This window comes from Subtercola sp. Z020 (assembly GCF_002931235.1).
Lineage (GTDB): Bacteria > Actinomycetota > Actinomycetes > Actinomycetales > Microbacteriaceae > Subtercola.
In genome coordinates, this window is sequence record NZ_PSTT01000023.1 from 1 (window position 1) to 16,833 (window position 16,833).

Sequence of the window (16,833 nt, forward strand, 5' to 3'; positions counted from 1 at the left end):
GGGAGCCAGCGAGGGAGCTGGCGCGGGGAGCTACGCGGGCTGGCCCGCCCCCGAGCCGGGCCAGCCCGCGTAGCTCCCCGCGCCAGCTCCCTCGCTGGCTCCCCGCGCGAGCTTCCCGCGAGACGGTCAGCTGCGGGCGAGACGGTCAGGTCTGCCTGACGGTGTCGCCCGCAACCGTCCACCTCAGTTGCCGGATGCGCCCGCCGCGCTCACCCAGGCCTCGACCTCGTCTGCGGTGCGCGGGATGCCGGCCGACAGGTTCTCGGCGCCGGTCGCGGTGACGAGGATGTCGTCTTCGATGCGCACACCGATGCCGCGGAACGACTCCGGCACCGTCAGATCGTCGGGCTGGAAGTAGAGGCCCGGCTCGATCGTGAACACCATGCCCGCCTCCAGCACCCCGTCGAGGTACATCTCGCGGCGGGCCTTCGCGCAGTCGTGCACGTCGAGCCCGAGGTGGTGGCTCGTGCCGTGCACCATGTAGCGGCGGTGCTGCTGGTTCTCGGGCTCGATCGCCTCCTCTGCGGTCACCGGCAGCAGCCCCCACTCCGCCGTCTTCGCCGCGATGACGCCCATCGCCGTCTGGTGGATCTCGCGGAACCGGATGCCCGGCCGCGCGATGGCGAAGGCGGCGTCGGCTGCCTCGCGAACGGCTTCGTAGATCATCCGCTGCTCGTCGCTGAACCGCCCGCTGACCGGCAGCGTGCGCGTGATGTCGGCCGTGTAGTACGAGTCGAGCTCGACGCCCGCATCGACGAGGATCAGGTCGCCCGGCAGCACGGGGCCGTCGTTCCGGGTCCAGTGCAGAATGCAGGCGTGCGGGCCGGATGCGGCGATCGTGTCGTAGCCGACCGTGTTGCCGTCGAGCCGGGCGCGCGAGTTGAACACGCCTTCGACCAGGCGCTCGCCGCGCTCGTGGGCCGAGCTCCGGGGCAGGTCGGCGATGATGTCGTCGAACCCGCGGGCGGTGGCGGCCACGGCGAGCCGCATCTGGGCGATCTCGTACTCGTCTTTCACCAGCCGCATCTCCGCGAGCTCCTGCTCGAGCGACGCGGAGCCGGCGGCGTTCTCGGCCTGCTCGGGCTCGGTCGAGAAGGCGATCGTGGGGAGCGCCGCCTCGTCCTCCTCCTCGATGGCCGCCTTCCGCACGGCCTCGTCGAAGAGCGTGGTGAGGTCGGGGTCGGCGTCGCGCACGAGCAGCGTGTTCTCGTCGCTCGTGTGCAGCACAGCATCCAGAGCCGCAATGCCGTGCGTCGTCAGCGCGAGGTCGCTCGCCACCTGGGCGAGGGACGGGCGCGGCCCGATCCAGAACTCGCCGATCTCGGGATTCGCGTAGAACTCGTCGGAGTCGCGCCCGGCGCGCTCGCGAAAGTACAGGGCCGCGTCATGGCCGCCGCTCGCGGAGGGCTCGAGCACGAGGACCGACCCGGGCTCGGAGTCGCTGCCCCAGCCGGTCAGGTATGTGAACGCCGTGCTGGCACGGAAGGGGTAGTCGGTGTCGTTCGAACGCTGCTTGAGCCGGCCGGCCGGGATCACCAGGCGCTTGCCGGGGTACTTCGCCGACAGGCGCTCGCGGCGTGATGCGGCGTAGGCGGCCTCGTCGCGAGCGGGCGGCAGCACGTCGGTGCGCTCGGCCCACTGGCTGGAGATGTACTGCTTGAACGAGTCCGAGCCGGGCGTGGTCGAGCGGTTCGAGGTGGCGCGGGGGGCGGTTTCTGTGGTGTCAGCCATGCCTCCATTCTCGCGCAGTCCGGCCGGCGGCGGGTGCGCAGAATCGAGGGCGTGTGGCGGCAGAGGGTTCAGCTGCGCGTCAGGGTGGCGGTGATGGGCCGATGGTCGCTGCCCGCGTCGTCTTCCGTCTGGATCACCTCGGCCGAGACGACCTTCCACCCGGTCGTCGCCAGCACATGGTCGATCTGCGTGCCGACCAGAGCGGGCAGCCAGGCGGGCCAGGTGCCGACCGCCGCGGTGCCGCCGACGAGGGCGGCGTCGGTGCATCCCGCGTCGCCGGCGTCGGCCGGGTCGCCCCCGAGGTGGTCGAGGGTCGCGTTGAAGTCGCCGGCGACGATGGTGTTCGGGGTGCTGCAGAGCGTGTCGACGAAGGCGAGGTCGTTCCGCCAGTCGTCGAGGTTGCCCGGAGTGGGGGCGACCGGATGCACGGCGGCGAGCGTCGGACCCTCACCGTTCACCGGTGCCACCACGAGGCTCGGCGGGATGCTGGTGTCGCCGAAGCGGTCGATCGCTGCGTACTCGCCGAGTGCGGCTGAGACGAGGATGGAGGTCGAGTTGCCGGGGTAGCTGCCGTGCGACGCGGTCTGCGCCCACATCGGGCGCCCCGCGGTGGCCATCAGCCCCGCGACGGCGGTGGCGGTCTCTGCGGTGGTCTCGGGCAGAGTCACCACATCGGCACCGAGTCGGAGGGCGAGCGCGGCGATCGTGCGGGCATCCACCGCGCCACCGAGGGTGTTCCAGCTCAGCACGACGACGTCGGCCTCGGCGGCCACCGGGGTGGTGCCCGCGTGCCCCGACCCGGGCGAGAACCCGCGCGACGCCAGCACCGCCGCATTGCCCCCCGCGAAGAGCAGCAGCACGACGGTCAGGAACCCGAGGAACCGGCGCAGTCTCCGCGCCACCAGCATGCCGAACAGCAGCAGAACCGCCAGCACCACGGCGCCGGCGGCGAGGGCGGCGCGGAAGGCGACGAGCTGGGCCACCCCCTGCAGGTGTTCGAGGCCGAAAGCCTGTGGCCAGGCCAGAACGACGAGCGTGACCAGCGCCGCCAGGCCGATGATGCCGAGGATGATTCGCGCGAGCATCCGCCCACTCTAGGGTCAGGGAGCGTGTTCGCGAAGCATACGATGGGCATATGCCCGAAGTTGCTGCTGCGTTCCGCGGACCCATCGATCTGCACACGCACTCGAGCGCGTCAGACGGCACGGAGACGCCCTACAACGTCGTGCGTTCGGCGAGCGAGGCGGGCCTCGGCACGCTGGCGCTGACCGACCACGACTCGACCGCGGGTTGGCCCTCGGCTTCCGAAGCGGCGCGCGACTACGAGCTCACCCTCATCCCCGGCATGGAGATGAGCACCCGGCTCGAGTACACGAGCGTTCACCTGCTCTCGTATCTCTTCGACCCCGTCGATGCTGCGCTGCTCGCCGAGACGGAGAAGATCCGGGATGCCCGGCTCACCCGTGCACGCCAGATCGTCGACCGCATCTCCGCCGACTACGACCTCACCTGGGAAGACGTGGTGGCGCAGACGGAGGAGGGCGCCACGGTCGGCCGCCCGCACATCGCCGATGCGCTCGTCGCGAAGGGGTACGTGCCCACCCGCAGCGATGCGTTCGAGGGAATCCTGCACTGGCGGGCCGGCTACTTCCAGCCGCACTACGCGCCGACACCGCTCCGCGGGGTGGAACTCGTGGTCGCGGCCGGGGGAGTGCCGGTGCTGGCCCACCCGGGTATCGGCCCGCGTGAGCGAGTCATTCCGGAGAAGAACCTCGCCGCCCTCGTGGATGCCGGGCTGTTCGGCCTCGAGATCGACCACCGCCAGAATTCGCCGGAGGGCAAGCAGCGCCTGCGCGAGCTCGCAGCGACGTTCGGGCTGGCGATCACCGGCTCGAGCGACTACCACGGCGAGGGCAAGGCGAACCGTCTTGGCGAGAACACGACGCGGCCCGAAGTGCTCGAAGCGCTCATCGAACGGGCATCGGGCTGGCAGCCGGTCTACGGCGCGGTCACGCGCACCCTCTGAGCCGCCGACCTCCCACTCCGACCCCTCTGAATCCGACCCCTCCCATCCCGACCCTCACCCCTGAGCAACCGTGAAGCGACCCGCAGCCACCCTCCTGATCGTCGGATCCGCCATCGCGATGCTCGTCGCCGGCATCGCCGCTGTGCTGGTGGTCGCGCTCGTCGTGTCGAACCTCCGCGCGCCGGGTGCTCCGACCGCCGGGGCTCCGACCGCCGGGGCGCCGCCGGCCGCCGAGCCGCCTGGCGCCGGCGCCGGCAGCGGTTCGGCCACGCCGCCACCCGGTGAAAGGCTCGCGGACTACACCTTCGGCCACACCGCCGCCGTTGTCGCCCCGAACGGGCCGGGAGCACCCACCGAACTCACCGAACGCCTGCCGTTCCGCCTGGGTGCAGACGTGACGAGCCTGCGGCTGCACGTGCGCAACTGGGACTACATCGGCGACCGGCCGATCCCCGGCGCGATCGACATCTCGGGCATCGCCCTCGGCCGGGCCGCGTCGGCGGAGATCCCGGGGGAGTCCAGCGCGTTCGCGGAGGCCCCTCTGCTCGTCAGCCCCGGATCGACGCTCACCGATGGCGAGGAGTACGTCAGCGACTGGCTGGATGCCTCATCGATCGGGTTCGAGAACGGCGTGCCGTTCATCCTGTCGCTCGGAATCTCGGCGCCCGCCGGGGTCGAGCTCGGAGCCGCGGGCAGCGTCGCCTGGCGGGCCGGGAGCGCGGAACCTGCGCTGGTGACGCGCGAGTCGTCGGTCGGCGACTACTCGATGGATGCGTCGTTCCTCGACATCTGGCTGGAGTACACGCTGACCAGTGACGAGAAGCTCGTCGTGGTCGCCGGGCACTCCCTCAACTCGGGTGCGAACTCGGCTGCGGCAGAGCATCCGCATGCGGGGGAGAACAGTGCCTGGCACCAGCTGTGGGCGAACGAGAACGACGGCCTCGCGGCATCCCTGTCTGCGCCGGGTTCGTGGACGACGAACTTTCCGCCCGACTCGCCGAAGTGGGAGCTCTACGACGGGCTGCAGCCCGACGCTTTCGTGCTCTGGTCGGCCTCGAACGACCTCGCAGGCGGCCAGAGCATCGACGTGCTGCGGTCGGCGTGGCTGGCGGCGCTCGGGCGAGCGCAGGAGCGGTGGCCGGATGCCCGGCTGTTCGCCATGACGGAGCCGGGCCGCGGCCTCACGGGCCCCCTCGAGGCGAACCGCGTGCTCTGGAACGCCTCGCTGAGGGCCGACACCTCGGGCCTGTTCACCGTCATCGACGCGGATGCCCTGCTGAGCGACCCCGACCGGCCGAGCCTGCTCGACCCCGCCATCGACGGTGACGGCATCCACCCGACGCCCGCAGGCAACCAGCGCATCGCCGACGCCTTCGAGAGGGCCCTGAGCGGTCGCTGAGCGACTCCCAGACGTCGCCTGCACGGTGCTCGACAGCGGTGCTCGACAGCGGTGCCCGACGTGTGCCCGCCGCGTGCCAGCCGTGTGCCCGCCGCCTGCCGCCGCGTGCCCGCACGGGCGTTCCGTCATTCGGGGGAGCCACGGCCGCGTGCACGAGAACCGCGGGATAGGTTTTCGACCGAGGGGGAGAACGAGGAGAGCATGAGCGCGCCGCGGAGAGCATCGGCATTCCGGGAGGATCTGGAGGGCATCCGGGGCATCGCACTCGTGATCATTCTGCTGACCCACCTCATCGAGTGGCCGACGGGCGGTTTCGTCGCTCTCGACGTCTTCTTCGTTCTCTCGGGGTATCTCATCACCGGCCTGCTGCTGCGGGAGTACCGGCTGACCGGCACGATCTCGCTGTCGGCGTTCTACCGTCGCCGCATCCGTCGCCTCCTGCCGAGCGCCCTGCTCGTGCTGGTCGTGACCTGCCTCACGGCCCTCTTCGTGTTCATCGCGTCACGCGCCCTCTCGACCCTGTGGGACGCGCTCTGGTCGGTGCTCCTCGTCAGCAACGTCAACTTCGCCCTGAACGGCACCGACTACTTCGCGACCTCGCTGCCGCAGAGCCCGCTGCTGCACTTCTGGTCGCTGAGCGTCGAAGAGCAGTTCTACCTGTTCTGGCCAGCCATCATGCTCGGTCTGCTCCTGCTCGGCGTGGGCGCGCGGCGGGCCGTGACGGCCCAGAGTCTTCGGCCCGTCGTCGCCGGCATCGCCGTGATCGGCGTGCTCTCGTTCGCCTGGGGCGTCGTGCAGTCCGACCTCGACCCGCAGGTCGCCTACCTCTCGACGCTCACCCGCGCCTGGGAGCTCGCTGCCGGGGCGCTGCTCTGCTTCGGTACGGCGCTCTTCCAGAGGATTCCGCAGGCCGGGCGCCCCGTTCTCGCCTGGCTGGGCTTCGCCGTCATCATCGTCTGCACGTTCACCTACAGCCCGGCGCTGCACTACCCCGGCTTCTGGTGCCTGGCACCTGTCGCCGGCGCCGCGCTCATCATCGTCGCGGGCATCGGCGGCCCGAGCCACCTCGTCGTCACGACGAATCCCGTCGCACGGTACCTCGGCAGAATCTCGTACACCGGCTACCTCTGGCACTGGCCCGTCTTCCTCGTCGTCGGCGTACTGTTCGGCAGGGAGTCTCTGCCCTACCTGTTCGGAGCCCTGCCGCTGGCACTCGTCGCTGCCGCGCTGACCACCCACTTCGTCGAAGAGCCGATCCGGCACTCGAGGTGGCTCGAGCGTCGCAGCCGTCGCTCGCGGCGCAGCACCCCGCGCGAGCGTGCGCAGCGGCTCCGCATCGGGTTCATCTCGACGGGCGTCGCGGTGGCGATCGCCCTGGTCACGGTGATCGCGCTGGCGCCGAGAACGCAGGTCGCCTCGCTGCCCGTCGCCTCTGTCGTCGACCCCGGTGGCGCATCGACGGCGACGGATGCGACCGGCACGGCGGGTGCGACCGGCACGGCGATCGATAGCCCGACAGGCAGCCCGATCGACACCCCGATCGACACCCCGATCGACACCGAGAAGAAGCGCCTCGCCGACGCGATCACGGTCGGCCTCGACACCGCGGACTGGCCGGCCGGGCTGACTCCCGGCCTCGACGATCTGGGCATGGCCGCCTACGCACCGCAGTGGACCCGTGACGGCTGCCTCGACGTGAACGAGGAGAACATCGACCGCTGCGTCTACGGCGACGCATCGCTGCCGAAGACCGCGGTGCTGCTGGGGGATTCCGCGGCGATCAGCTACCTGCCCGGCCTCGAGCCCGCGCTGAACGGCCTGGGCTACCGCATCCAGGTGCTGACCCACGCGCAGTGCAGCTTCGCGAACGTGCAGGTGCTCGGCCAGTCGGCAGACGGCCAGGCCGCGCCCGGGTTCCCGGAGGTGTGCGACTCCGACCGGCAGTGGTCCATCGACAGGGCCCTCGAGATGAAGCCCGACCTGATCGTCATGACGGATGCCGAGAGCGAGATCGGCGCCATGGTCGTCACCGGCGACGACCAGCGTTTTGCCGCGATGAAGACCGGTCTGACCGATTCGCTCACGAAGATCGCGCCGATCGGGGCGCCGATCGTCGTGCTGGCCGGGCCCCCGCAGACCGTCGTGCTGAGCGCCTGCGCGACCCGGTTGAACCACCCGGGCGACTGTGTCGAGCCGGTGAGCAACACCTGGCTGAAACTGCTGAAGGTGCAACAGGATGCGGCCCAGGCGGTCACGGCCACCAGCGCCCAGCCGGTTCAGGTCGTCGACACCAGCGCCTGGTTCTGTTCGGCGAAGGGGGCGTGCCCGCCGTTCGCGGGCGTCACCACCATCCGGGCCGACTCACTGCACCTGACCTCGGTGTACGCCGAGAGCCTCGAGCCCATCATGGAGCTCACCTTCGCGAGCCTGCTGCCCCCGGCCTGATCGCGCGAGCGTCAGCCGGCGAGTGAGACCAGCGCCTGGGCGACGGTGAAGATCGCCAGGCCGGCGAGCGAGCCCACCACGGTGCCGTTGATGCGGATGAACTGCAGGTCTTTGCCGACCTGCAGCTCGATCTTCTGGCTGGTCTCCTCGCCGTCCCAGCCCTCGACGGTCTCGGAGATGACGGCGGCGATGTCGTGACGGTAGCTCGAGAGCAGGTGTGCCGCCGCGTTCTCGACCCAGGCATCGACCTTCGTGGCCAGCACGGTGTCTGTACCGAGTCGCTCGCCGATGTCGATGACCGTCTGCTCGATGGTCAGCCGCAGGGGGCTCGCCGGGTCGGCCAGCGCGGCCAACAGGGCGTCTTTGATCGACTGCCAGGCGGTCGCGGCGAGCTCGCGGATGCGGGGGTCGTCGAGCAACTGCTCCTTCACACCCTCGACGCGCAGCCGCATGAGGGGGTCGTGCTGCAGCTCCCCGGCGAGTTTTCGCAGGTAGTCGTCGAGGGCGAGCCGCAGCCGGTGCTCGGGGTCGGCCTGCACCGCCTGCACGAATCTCAGCGCCTCGCGGTAGACCCGATCATCCACCACCCTGTCGACGAACGACGGCAACCAGGTCGGCAGACGTTTCGAGACGACCTCGCCGAACGAATCGGGGTTCGCCACGAGCCACTCTTCGGCCTTGTCGATCAGCAGGTCGACGGCCTGGTGGTGCTGGCCAGAGGCGACGATCTTGCCGGTGAGCACACCGAGGGCCGGTGACCAGTCGCGGCCGACGACGTGCTTGCGGGCGAGGCCCTCGATGACCCCGCGGATGTCGTCGTCGCTCAGAAAGGCCATGGCCCCGGTCAGCCCGGCCGACAGTTCGCCGGTGAGCCGCTTCGCGTTCGCGGGCCTGGCCAGCCAGCCACCGACCACGCGGGAGACGCCGACGGAGGCCAGCTTGTCACGCACGACCGCTTCTGAGAGGAAGTTCTCCTCCACGAACTCGCCGAGGCTCGCCCCGATCTCGTTCTTGCGGGTCGGGATGATCGCCGTGTGCGGAATCTTCAGGCCGAGTGGATGCCGGAACAGCGCCGACACGGCGAACCAGTCCGCCAGCGCACCGACCATGCCGCCCTCGCTGGCCGCCCGCACGTACTCGAGCCACGGGTAGCGGCCCTGCAGGGCGAACGAGACCGCGAAGATCACGGCCATGATCACGAGCAGCCCCGTCGCCAGGAGCTTCATGCGTTTCAGCGCGAGGAGCTTGGCCGTGTCGGCGGGGGTGAGCGTGACGAGGGTCGCCCGGCGTGCGCGCCGGCTGCCGGAGGCCAGGGAACGGCCCGTTCTACTCGGCGCGGGGCGCGCGGCCGCGGGAGCGACTGCGGCGGCGCGGGGCGCTGTTGCCGTCGTGGTGCTCGTGGCCGGCTGCAGAGGCGTGGCCGCCTGCTGCGGATGCCGCGGCATCCGCCGAGGGAGCGTCGGCGTCGCCCGAGCCGGTGAAGCTCACCGCGGTGGTCTCGCCGCGCATCCGGCTGCCGACCGCGTCTGTGGTCGATGCGCCGGTGGTCGATGCGCCGGTGCCTGCTGCGCCCGCTCCGCCGCGGCGACGGTTGCGCGAACGCGCGGGGCGGTCACCACTGCCGTCACGGTCGGTCTCGGGGGCCTCGCGGGGGATGCGGGGCGGCCGCTGGGCGCCCTCGAGGGCGGAGACGGGTTCGTTCGAGACGCCGACCCGCGTGGTGTCGCGGGTGCCGCGACCGGTTCCACGGATTCCGCGGTTGTCACCGCTCTCGGTTTCCGTGCTGGCGCCGCCGCTGCGGGCACCGCTGTCGACGCTGCCGGATGCGGTCGCTGCGCCGTCGCGGGAGCCCCGGCCGCTCGCTCCGTCGCGGGAGCCCCGGCTGCTGCCCGCGGTATCGCGGCCACCGCGGCCGCCCTCACGCGGCGGCCGGCCGCCGTCACGCGAACCGGAGCCGCCACCCTGGCCGCCCTCGCGGGGCGGGCGGCTGGCGGCGGCCTCTGCACCCTTGGCGGGCGGGGTCGGCTTCAGGCGGCCCTTGACGCCCGCGGGGATGTCGAGGTCGGTGTAGAGGTGCGGTGACGAGGAGTAGGTCTCGACCGGCTCGGGCTGGCCCATGTCGAGGGCCCGGTTGATCAGCGCCCACTTGTGCAGGTCGTCCCAGTCGACGAACGTCACAGCGATGCCGGTCTTGCCGGCGCGGCCGGTGCGGCCCGCGCGGTGCAGGTAGGTCTTCTCGTCTTCGGGGATGGTGTGGTTGATCACGTGCGTGACATCGTTCACGTCGATGCCGCGGGCGGCGACATCCGTGGCGATCAGCACGTCGCGCTTGCCGGCCTTGAAGGCGGCCATGGCGCGCTCGCGCTGTTCCTGGTTCAGGTCGCCGTGCACGGCAGCGGCGTTGAAGCCGCGGTCGCCGAGTTCTTCGACGAGCCGGGCCGCCGCACGCTTGGTGCGCGTGAAGATGACGGTCTTGCCGCGGCCCTCGGCCTGCAGGATGCGCGCTATGACCTCGTCTTTGTCGAGGTTGTGGGCGCGGTAGACGACGTGCTTGATGTTCGCCTGCGTCAGGCCCTCGTCGGGGTCGGTCGCGCGGATGTGGATGGGCCGGTTCATGAACCGGCGGGCGAGAGCCACGACCGGGCCCGGCATCGTGGCCGAGAAGAGCATCGTGTGCCGGCCGGCGGGGGTCTGCGAGAAGAGCTTCTCGACGTCGGCGAGGAAGCCGAGGTCGAGCATCTTGTCGGCCTCGTCGAGCACCATCACCTTGACGTTGGCCAGCGAGAGCAGACGCTGCCCGGCGAGGTCGAGCAGGCGACCGGGTGTGCCGACGACGACCTGCGCGCCCGCCTTCAGCTGCTCGATCTGGCCTTCGTACGACTTGCCGCCGTAGATCGCGATCACGGTGGTGGGCCGGTTGGAGGCGGCGAGCTGGAGGTCTTCGGTGACCTGCACCGCGAGCTCGCGGGTCGGAACCACGACGAGGGCCTGTACACCCGGCTCGGGGTCGGCGCCCAGCCGCTGCAGCAGGGGGAGGCCGAAGCCGAAGGTCTTGCCGGTGCCGGTCTTGGCCTGGCCGATGATGTCCTGGCCCTCGAGGCCGAGCGGGATGGTCTGCGTCTGGATCGGGAACGGGTGCAGGATGCCCTTCGACGCGAGGGCGTCGACGAGGTCGGGCTCGATCTTCAGGTCGGTGAAGGTGGTGTTGGTGAGGAAGGCGTCGCCGACCAGGGGGTCGGGCGCGATCACGTCGATCACCTCGACGGGTGCGTTCAGGTCTTCGGGAAAGGAGGGTTCGGTGAGAGTCACGGTGCGTGGGCCCTGTCAGGTCAGTGGGTACGTCGCGGGCGCCCGGCGCACTCTGTGGTCGGTGCAGTCTGCAGTCGATGCAGGAGTGAACGGGGGAGCGTAGTGGCCGGCGATGGCGCCGGGCGGCGGCGTAGAGGCCCCGATTCGTGTCAGGGTCGGCTCCCAGTTTAGCGGCACGGGGCTGTGCACCCGCTGTTCGGCGCGCAGGAGAGGGCGATCGTGTGCGTGCTGCAGGCGAACAGTCGTATGCCGCCCGGAGCATGTAGCGCCGCGCACCCCCCGATCGGCGGCCTGCTGCCCTCCGCTAGAGTAAGCGGGTGTTCGAATTCCTCCGGCGCCCGACGGTGCGCATCGACGTTCCGCGGCTGCGTCCGCGTCGAACGCCGAATGCCCTCCCGAAGGTCAACCTGGCGGAACTGACGCCCGAGGTGCTGCCCTACCTCGGGCAGGCGGCGTACATCCAACTCGCCATCTTCGAGGCGATCGCCCGCGCGGTCATGCTCTCACCCACGGTGCGTGCCAAAGAGGCGCTCGGGCCCGCCGCCGGCGAGGCACTCACGAAGCACCAGAAGCTCGTCGCCGAACTGAAGCGCCGGGTCGACGACCCGTCGAGCGTCATGGCCGCCTTCGCTCCGGCCATCGACTCCTATGCAGCGGTCGTTCGCGGGTCGGACTGGTACGAATCGCTCGCCAGCATCTACCTGACGGCGGGTATTCTCGACGACTTCTTCGTGCTCCTCGCCACCGGGCTCGAGGGCGAGATCGGCCCGCGCGCGGCCCAGATCGTCGATGGCGAGGCGAGCAGGGAGGCGATCGTGGGCCTGCTGAATGACGCGATCGGCGAAGACGCCGGCCTCGGTTCGCGGCTGGCGCTCTGGGGCCGGCGCCTCGTCGGCGACACGCTGCTGGTGGCCCGGTCGGCCATCCACCACACCGACAATGCGCGAACCGACGAGGAGCGTATCGAGCCGGTGTTCACCGAGCTGATCGCGAAGCACAGCCGCCGCATGGACGGGCTCGGCCTCACGGCCTGACGCTCTCGCGCCTGTCGTCAGGGCCGGTCCAGTTCGCGGTGCACGGCGGCGAGACCGGCGACGACCTCGGCGAAGCTCGTACTGAGCGGCGACAGGCCCACACGCAGCCCTTCGGGCGCTCGGAAGTCGGGGATCACCCCGCCCTGCCAGAGCTGCGCGACGACCTCACGGAAGCGCGGGTGGTCGAGCGTCACGTGGCTGCCCCGGGCGGCGCTGTCGCGGGGCGACGCCACGGTCACCCCGAGGGGCAGCAGCCAGGCATCCGCCAGCTCGATGGTGAACTCGGTGAGCGCGACGGACTTCGCACGCACGGCATCGATGCCGACCTCGCCGATGAGCGCGACCATGTCGCGCATCGCGAGCATCCCGATCACGGGCGGCGTACCGCTGATGAAGCTCTGGATGCCCGGGGCCGGCGTGTAGCCCGGGCCCATCGCAAAGGGGTCGGCGTGACCGAACCAGCCCCAGATCGGCTGTCGCAGTTCGTCGTGCAGCCCGGCGCGTGCGTAGACGAAGGCGGGCGAACCGGGACCACCGTTGAGGTACTTGTAGGTGCAGCCGACTGCGAGGTCGACCCCCCACTCGTCGAGCCGTATCGGCACGCTGCCGACAGAGTGGCAGAGATCCCACACGACGAGGGCGCCGGCGTCGTGCGCGATGCGGGTGAGCGCTTCGACATCGGCGAGGTGGCCCGAGCGGTAGGCCACCTGGCTGGCAACCACGACCGCCGTCTGGCTGCCGACTGCCGCTTCGAGCAGGTCGGCGTTGAGGCCCGATCGCCGGGAGGTCTCGACCCAGCGCACGGTGAGCCCGCGCTCGGCCGCGATTCCCTCGACCAGGTAGCGGTCGGTCGGGAAGTTGTCGCTGTCGACCACGATCTCCGAGCGGCCGGGCCGCGCGTCGACGGCGGCCCTGATGGCCTTGTAGAGCAGCACCGTGGTCGAGTCGCCGATGACCGTCTGGCCGGGGGCGGCGCCGAGGGTCGCCTGGGCGAGTTCGTCGCCGATCTGCGTCGGCAACAGCATCCACCCCTCGTCCCAGCCGCGGATGAGGCGCTCGCCCCAGGAGTCGGAGACGAAGGAGGAGAGGGTGGCGGCTGTGGTGAGGAGGGGGCGGCCGAGCGAGTTGCCGTCGAGGTACGAGACGACGGCCGCGGCAGGGTCGGCGTCTGCCCCGCCCGCAGCTGCCTCTGCCGGAGCGGCGAACAGGTCGCGCCGACCGGCGAGCGGGTCGACGTGGTCGAGGTGTTCGGCCCGTTCGACGAAGTGGTCGAAGCGGTCGGGAGCGGGCATCCGGAAGCCGCTAGTTCGTGCGCGCTTTGGGGCTCAGCAGCGCGCTCAGCTGGGCGCGGTCGCGGTCGCGGCGTCGACGCCCGAGCAGGGGCGTGACCACGGCGACGATCGCGGCGGTCAGCACCAGGGTGATGACCCAGATCCACCCACCGTCGTACGGCAGGCCGGCCCAGGTGAGCACCTCCCAGAGGATCGCCGCCGAGCCGGCACCGAGCGCCGGCACCAGCAGCGCGCCGTGGGTGTCACGGAGCGGGAAGAGGTACCGGCCCAGCAGGCCGATGATGATGCCGGCCAGAACGACGAAGAGGAGTTCCATGGGCGGGCGGTACTAGCCGACGAAGCCGATACGGCGCGACTCTTCGGTGCCGATCTCGATGTACGCGACGCCAGCCACGGGAACCAGGTAGAGCTTGCCCTTGTTGTCCTTCAGCGAGAGGTGACCGCTTCCGCTGGTCAGCGCCTGCGACACCGTCTGCTCGATCTCGGCCGGGGACTCGTTGGTCTCGAAGCTGAGTTCGCGGGGGGAGTTAGTGATGCCGATACGAATGTCCACCAGGTAAGCCTTTCGAATTGTCGTGGTCTGTGACCAGATCCACCAGCCCAGATTACGGTAGAACGGATGCCCGGCCTGCCGATTGGGGGGCGCTCGGCACTCGCCGTGAGCGAACACGGCCGATGTCGGCGGTGCGGGTTAGCGTGGTGCTGTGCCCACCTCCCCGTCATCGTCCCGAGTGCCGTCGCAGCGTTCCGAAGAGATGCGCGCCGCCTCGGTGGGTGCGGAGTCGCTGCGTGCCAGGTCGCTGCTCGCCGAACCGCTGCTCGCCGAACCGCTGCTCGCCGAATCGCTCTTCGACGGCTCGTTCGTTCCTGCGGTGCCGCTCGATGCGTCGCAGCTGGCCGTGCTGGCGATCGCCGACGGCATGAGCGGGGCGGTGATCGGCGCGCCGGGGTCGGGCAAGACACTCACGCTGATCGAGACCGTCGCCGAACGCATCGAGGGGCGGGGCTATGCCGCATCCGAGGTGCTGGCGCTGACGCCGACGCGGCAGAGCGCGACCCGGCTCCGCGACCGGCTGGCGCTCCGTCTCGGCGTGCCGACGAACGGTCCGCTCGCCCGCACGGTGAACTCCCTGGCGTTCCAGCTGGTGCAGGCGGCGCGGGCACTCGAGGGCGCCGAGCCGCCCACGCTCCTGACCGGCGCCGAACAGGATCGCATCATCGCCGAGCTGCTCGACGGGCACATCGTCGAGGGCCTCGGCCCAGAGTGGCCCGAGCCGCTGACGGCCGACGTGCGGGCGCTTCGCGGGTTCCGCACAGAACTCCGCGAGCTGATGATGCGCGCCACGGAGGCGGGGGTCTCGCCCGAGCAACTCGCGGCCCTCGGCCGGCGGCACGGTGTGGCGGAGTGGGTGTCGGCGGGGGAGTTCGCCCGCGAGTACCAGGAGGTGGTCGCGAGCTTCCGTGATGCGTCGCTCGATTCGGCAGAGCTCATCGCCGAGGCCCGGCTGCAGCTGGTTCGGGGCGGGGGTGCTGCGGGCGGTTCCGGCGCCCGCGGGTCGGCTGTCGGGCTCGCGGGCGTGCGGCTCGTGGTCGTCGACGACGTTCAGGAGCTCAGCCGCGGCGCCGTGACGTTCCTCTCCACCCTGGCCAGGCGCGGGGTCGCCGTGCTCGCGTTCGGCGACCCCGATGTGGCGACGACCTCGTTCCGGGGCGGGGAGAAAGACACGCTCGGGCGGCTCGGCAGCGTGCTGGGCGAGCGGGTCGAGGTGGGGGCCCCGCTCTACCTGTCGACGGTCTACCGGCACGGTCCGGGCATCCGGAGCCTCGTCGACCGGTCGACGGCGCGCGTGGGCGCGGCTGCGGCCGGGCGCCAGCGTGCGGCGCGGGTGGCCGGCGACGCGCTGGCCGCCGAGGCGGAGCACGAGGCGTCGGGCGTGCCGGCGGTGCGCCGCATCGAATCGGCCTCACCGGCGGCGGAGCTCGCGGCGATCGTGCACCTCCTGCGGGAACACCATCTGCTGCGGGGGGTTCCGTGGAGCCGCATGGCGGTGGTGGTGCGATCGGGCGCCCTCATCTCGTCGCTGGTGCGGGGCCTCGCCGTCGCCGAGGTGCCGACGCGCACGCAGACCGGTGGGCGGGCCCTCCGCGACGACTACGCGGCGCGGCACCTGGCCGTCGCTGTGGCCACGGCGATCGGTGCCGGCCCGTTCGACGACGACGTGGCCGCCGAACTGCTGCTCGGCCCGTTCGGCGGGCTCGATGCGGTGGGTCTGCGGCGCCTGCGGCTGGCCCTCCGGCAGGAGGAGCTCGCGGGCGGCGGCAACCGGCCGGCCGCGGCCCTGGTTCGCGAGAGCCTCGCCGAGCCCGGGCGCCTGTCGACCATCGACTCGGCACCGGCCAGGCGGGCCAGTCGTCTCGCCGAGGCGCTCGCCGCCGTACGGGCGCTGCATGCGTCGGGAGCGTCGATCGAGGAACTGCTCTGGGAACTCTGGAGTCGCAGTTCCCTCGCTGCGGAGTGGCAGAAGCAGGCGGCTGGGTCGGGCATTCTCGCCGACGAGGCGAACCGCAACCTCGACGGTGTGGTCGGGGTCTTCACCTCGGCGAAGCGGTTCGTCGAGCGGAGCCCGCACCGGCCCGCCACCGACTTCCTGGTCGAGCTGCTGCAGTCGGAGGTGCCCGAAGACTCGCTCTCGCCCCGCTCTGCAGGCGAAGCCGTCGTCGTGTCGACGCCGAACGGCGTGATCGGCGCGGAGTTCGACGTGGTCGTCGTGGCCGGGCTGCAGGAGTCGGTGTGGCCGAACCTGCGCCTCCGGGGTTCGCTGCTGCACCCCGATCTGCTCGGCGACCTCGTCGCGGGGCGGGAGCCCGGTGTCGTCGACGAACGTGCAGAGGTGCTCGGCGACGAACTGCGGATGTTCGTGCTCGCGGTCTCGCGGGCGACGACCCAGGTCGTGCTGACGAGCGTGTCGAGCGACGACGAGCAGCCGTCGCCGTTCGTGCGGTTGGTGCCGGAGGCGCCGGAGGGCGGCGGCGGGGGGAGTGCGGCAGGAACGGGTGCGGGTGCGGTCGCAGGCGAGGATGCGGGCGCAGGCGCGGGTGGCGCGCCGGGTGGCGGCCCTGCCGCCGCGCCGTCGTCGGAGTTCGCGCGGGCGGCTGCCGAGCATCCACTGTCCCTCCGCGCGCTCGCGGGCAGCCTGCGGCGGCGCCTCGTCGAGACCGGCGACCCCGACGCGGCTGCAGCGCTCGCCCTGTTGGCCCGGGAGGGGGTGCCGGGCGCCGACACGGCCTCGTGGTACGGGCTGCTCGAACCGTCGACCACCGAGCCGCTCGTCGACCTCGACGTTCCCGAGAACGTCGTCGAGGTGTCGCCCTCGAAGCTCGAGACCTTCGAGAAGTCGCCGCTCGCCTGGTTCATCGACAAGGTCTCCGGGGCGACGATGGGGCTCCCGGCCGGCATCGGCACGCTCCTGCACTCGGTCATGGAGGAGGTCACGGCCGACGAGTCGCCCGACCTCAGCGCCGAGGGGCTCTGGCAGCGCCTCGACGAACGCTGGGGCGAGCTGCCGTTCGAGTCGCCGTGGCTCGCCGAGCGCGAGC

General features: G+C 71.3%; 12 protein-coding genes. 5 read left to right on the plus strand and 7 right to left on the minus strand.

Annotated elements, in window-relative coordinates; translation table 11 throughout:
- Positions 1 to 183: 183 nt before the first annotated feature.
- The gene (locus C5B96_RS02950) at positions 184 to 1,731 is read right to left on the minus strand and encodes an aminopeptidase P family protein (protein WP_104242816.1); all 1,548 of its coding nucleotides are present in this window, start codon (positions 1,729 to 1,731) and stop codon (positions 184 to 186) included.
- Between the two features lie 68 nt (positions 1,732 to 1,799).
- Positions 1,800 to 2,816, minus strand: a complete 1,017-nt coding sequence (locus C5B96_RS02955) for an endonuclease/exonuclease/phosphatase family protein (RefSeq protein WP_104242818.1) — start codon at positions 2,814 to 2,816, stop codon at positions 1,800 to 1,802.
- Between the two features lie 50 nt (positions 2,817 to 2,866).
- On the opposite strand from C5B96_RS02955, the gene C5B96_RS02960 reads away from it, so the two are divergent.
- The 3 genes from C5B96_RS02960 (at position 2,867) to C5B96_RS02970 (ending at position 7,601) form a co-directional block, all read left to right on the plus strand.
- Positions 2,867 to 3,757, plus strand: a complete 891-nt coding sequence (locus C5B96_RS02960) for a PHP domain-containing protein (protein WP_104242820.1) — start codon at positions 2,867 to 2,869, stop codon at positions 3,755 to 3,757.
- Between the two features lie 70 nt (positions 3,758 to 3,827).
- Positions 3,828 to 5,156, plus strand: coding sequence for a GDSL-type esterase/lipase family protein (locus C5B96_RS02965; RefSeq protein WP_104242821.1), 1,329 nt, complete (start codon positions 3,828 to 3,830; stop codon positions 5,154 to 5,156).
- A gap of 201 nt (positions 5,157 to 5,357) precedes the next feature.
- Positions 5,358 to 7,601, plus strand: a complete 2,244-nt coding sequence (locus tag C5B96_RS02970; protein WP_104242823.1) for an acyltransferase family protein — start codon at positions 5,358 to 5,360, stop codon at positions 7,599 to 7,601.
- Between the two features lie 11 nt (positions 7,602 to 7,612).
- Here the strand turns inward: C5B96_RS02970 and C5B96_RS02975 are convergent, their stop codons facing one another.
- Both C5B96_RS02975 and C5B96_RS17695 read right to left on the minus strand, forming a co-directional pair.
- The gene (locus C5B96_RS02975) at positions 7,613 to 9,046 is read right to left on the minus strand and encodes a DUF445 domain-containing protein (RefSeq protein ID WP_104242825.1); all 1,434 of its coding nucleotides are present in this window, start codon (positions 9,044 to 9,046) and stop codon (positions 7,613 to 7,615) included.
- Entirely contained in the window at positions 8,928 to 10,832 is a 1,905-nt protein-coding gene (locus C5B96_RS17695; protein WP_369826423.1) for a DEAD/DEAH box helicase, read from the minus strand. Before C5B96_RS17695 ends, C5B96_RS02975 begins: the two co-directional genes overlap by 119 nt.
- Positions 10,833 to 11,227: 395 nt before the next feature.
- On the opposite strand from C5B96_RS17695, the gene C5B96_RS02985 reads away from it, so the two are divergent.
- On the plus strand, positions 11,228 to 11,944 hold the full coding sequence (locus C5B96_RS02985) for a ferritin-like fold-containing protein (RefSeq protein ID WP_104242827.1): 717 nt from the start codon (positions 11,228 to 11,230) through the stop codon (positions 11,942 to 11,944).
- A 17-nt stretch (positions 11,945 to 11,961) separates the two neighbouring features.
- Here C5B96_RS02985 and C5B96_RS02990 read toward each other — a convergent pair whose 3' ends face one another.
- The 3 genes from C5B96_RS02990 to C5B96_RS03000 are packed head-to-tail and all read right to left on the minus strand — an operon-like array spanning position 11,962 to position 13,789.
- Positions 11,962 to 13,236: a kynureninase gene (locus tag C5B96_RS02990; RefSeq protein WP_104242829.1), complete on the minus strand. Its 1,275-nt coding sequence runs from the start codon at positions 13,234 to 13,236 to the stop codon at positions 11,962 to 11,964.
- Between the two features lie 10 nt (positions 13,237 to 13,246).
- A complete protein-coding gene (locus tag C5B96_RS02995) occupies positions 13,247 to 13,552 on the minus strand; it encodes a hypothetical protein (RefSeq protein ID WP_104242831.1) in 306 nt (101 codons plus the stop codon).
- 12 nt (positions 13,553 to 13,564) lie between these two features.
- A complete protein-coding gene (locus C5B96_RS03000) occupies positions 13,565 to 13,789 on the minus strand; it encodes a DUF3107 domain-containing protein (RefSeq protein ID WP_104242833.1) in 225 nt (74 codons plus the stop codon).
- A gap of 151 nt (positions 13,790 to 13,940) precedes the next feature.
- On the opposite strand from C5B96_RS03000, the gene C5B96_RS03005 reads away from it, so the two are divergent.
- On the plus strand, positions 13,941 to 16,833 hold a 2,893-nt coding region (locus C5B96_RS03005; protein ID WP_158507106.1), incomplete at its 3' end, for a UvrD-helicase domain-containing protein.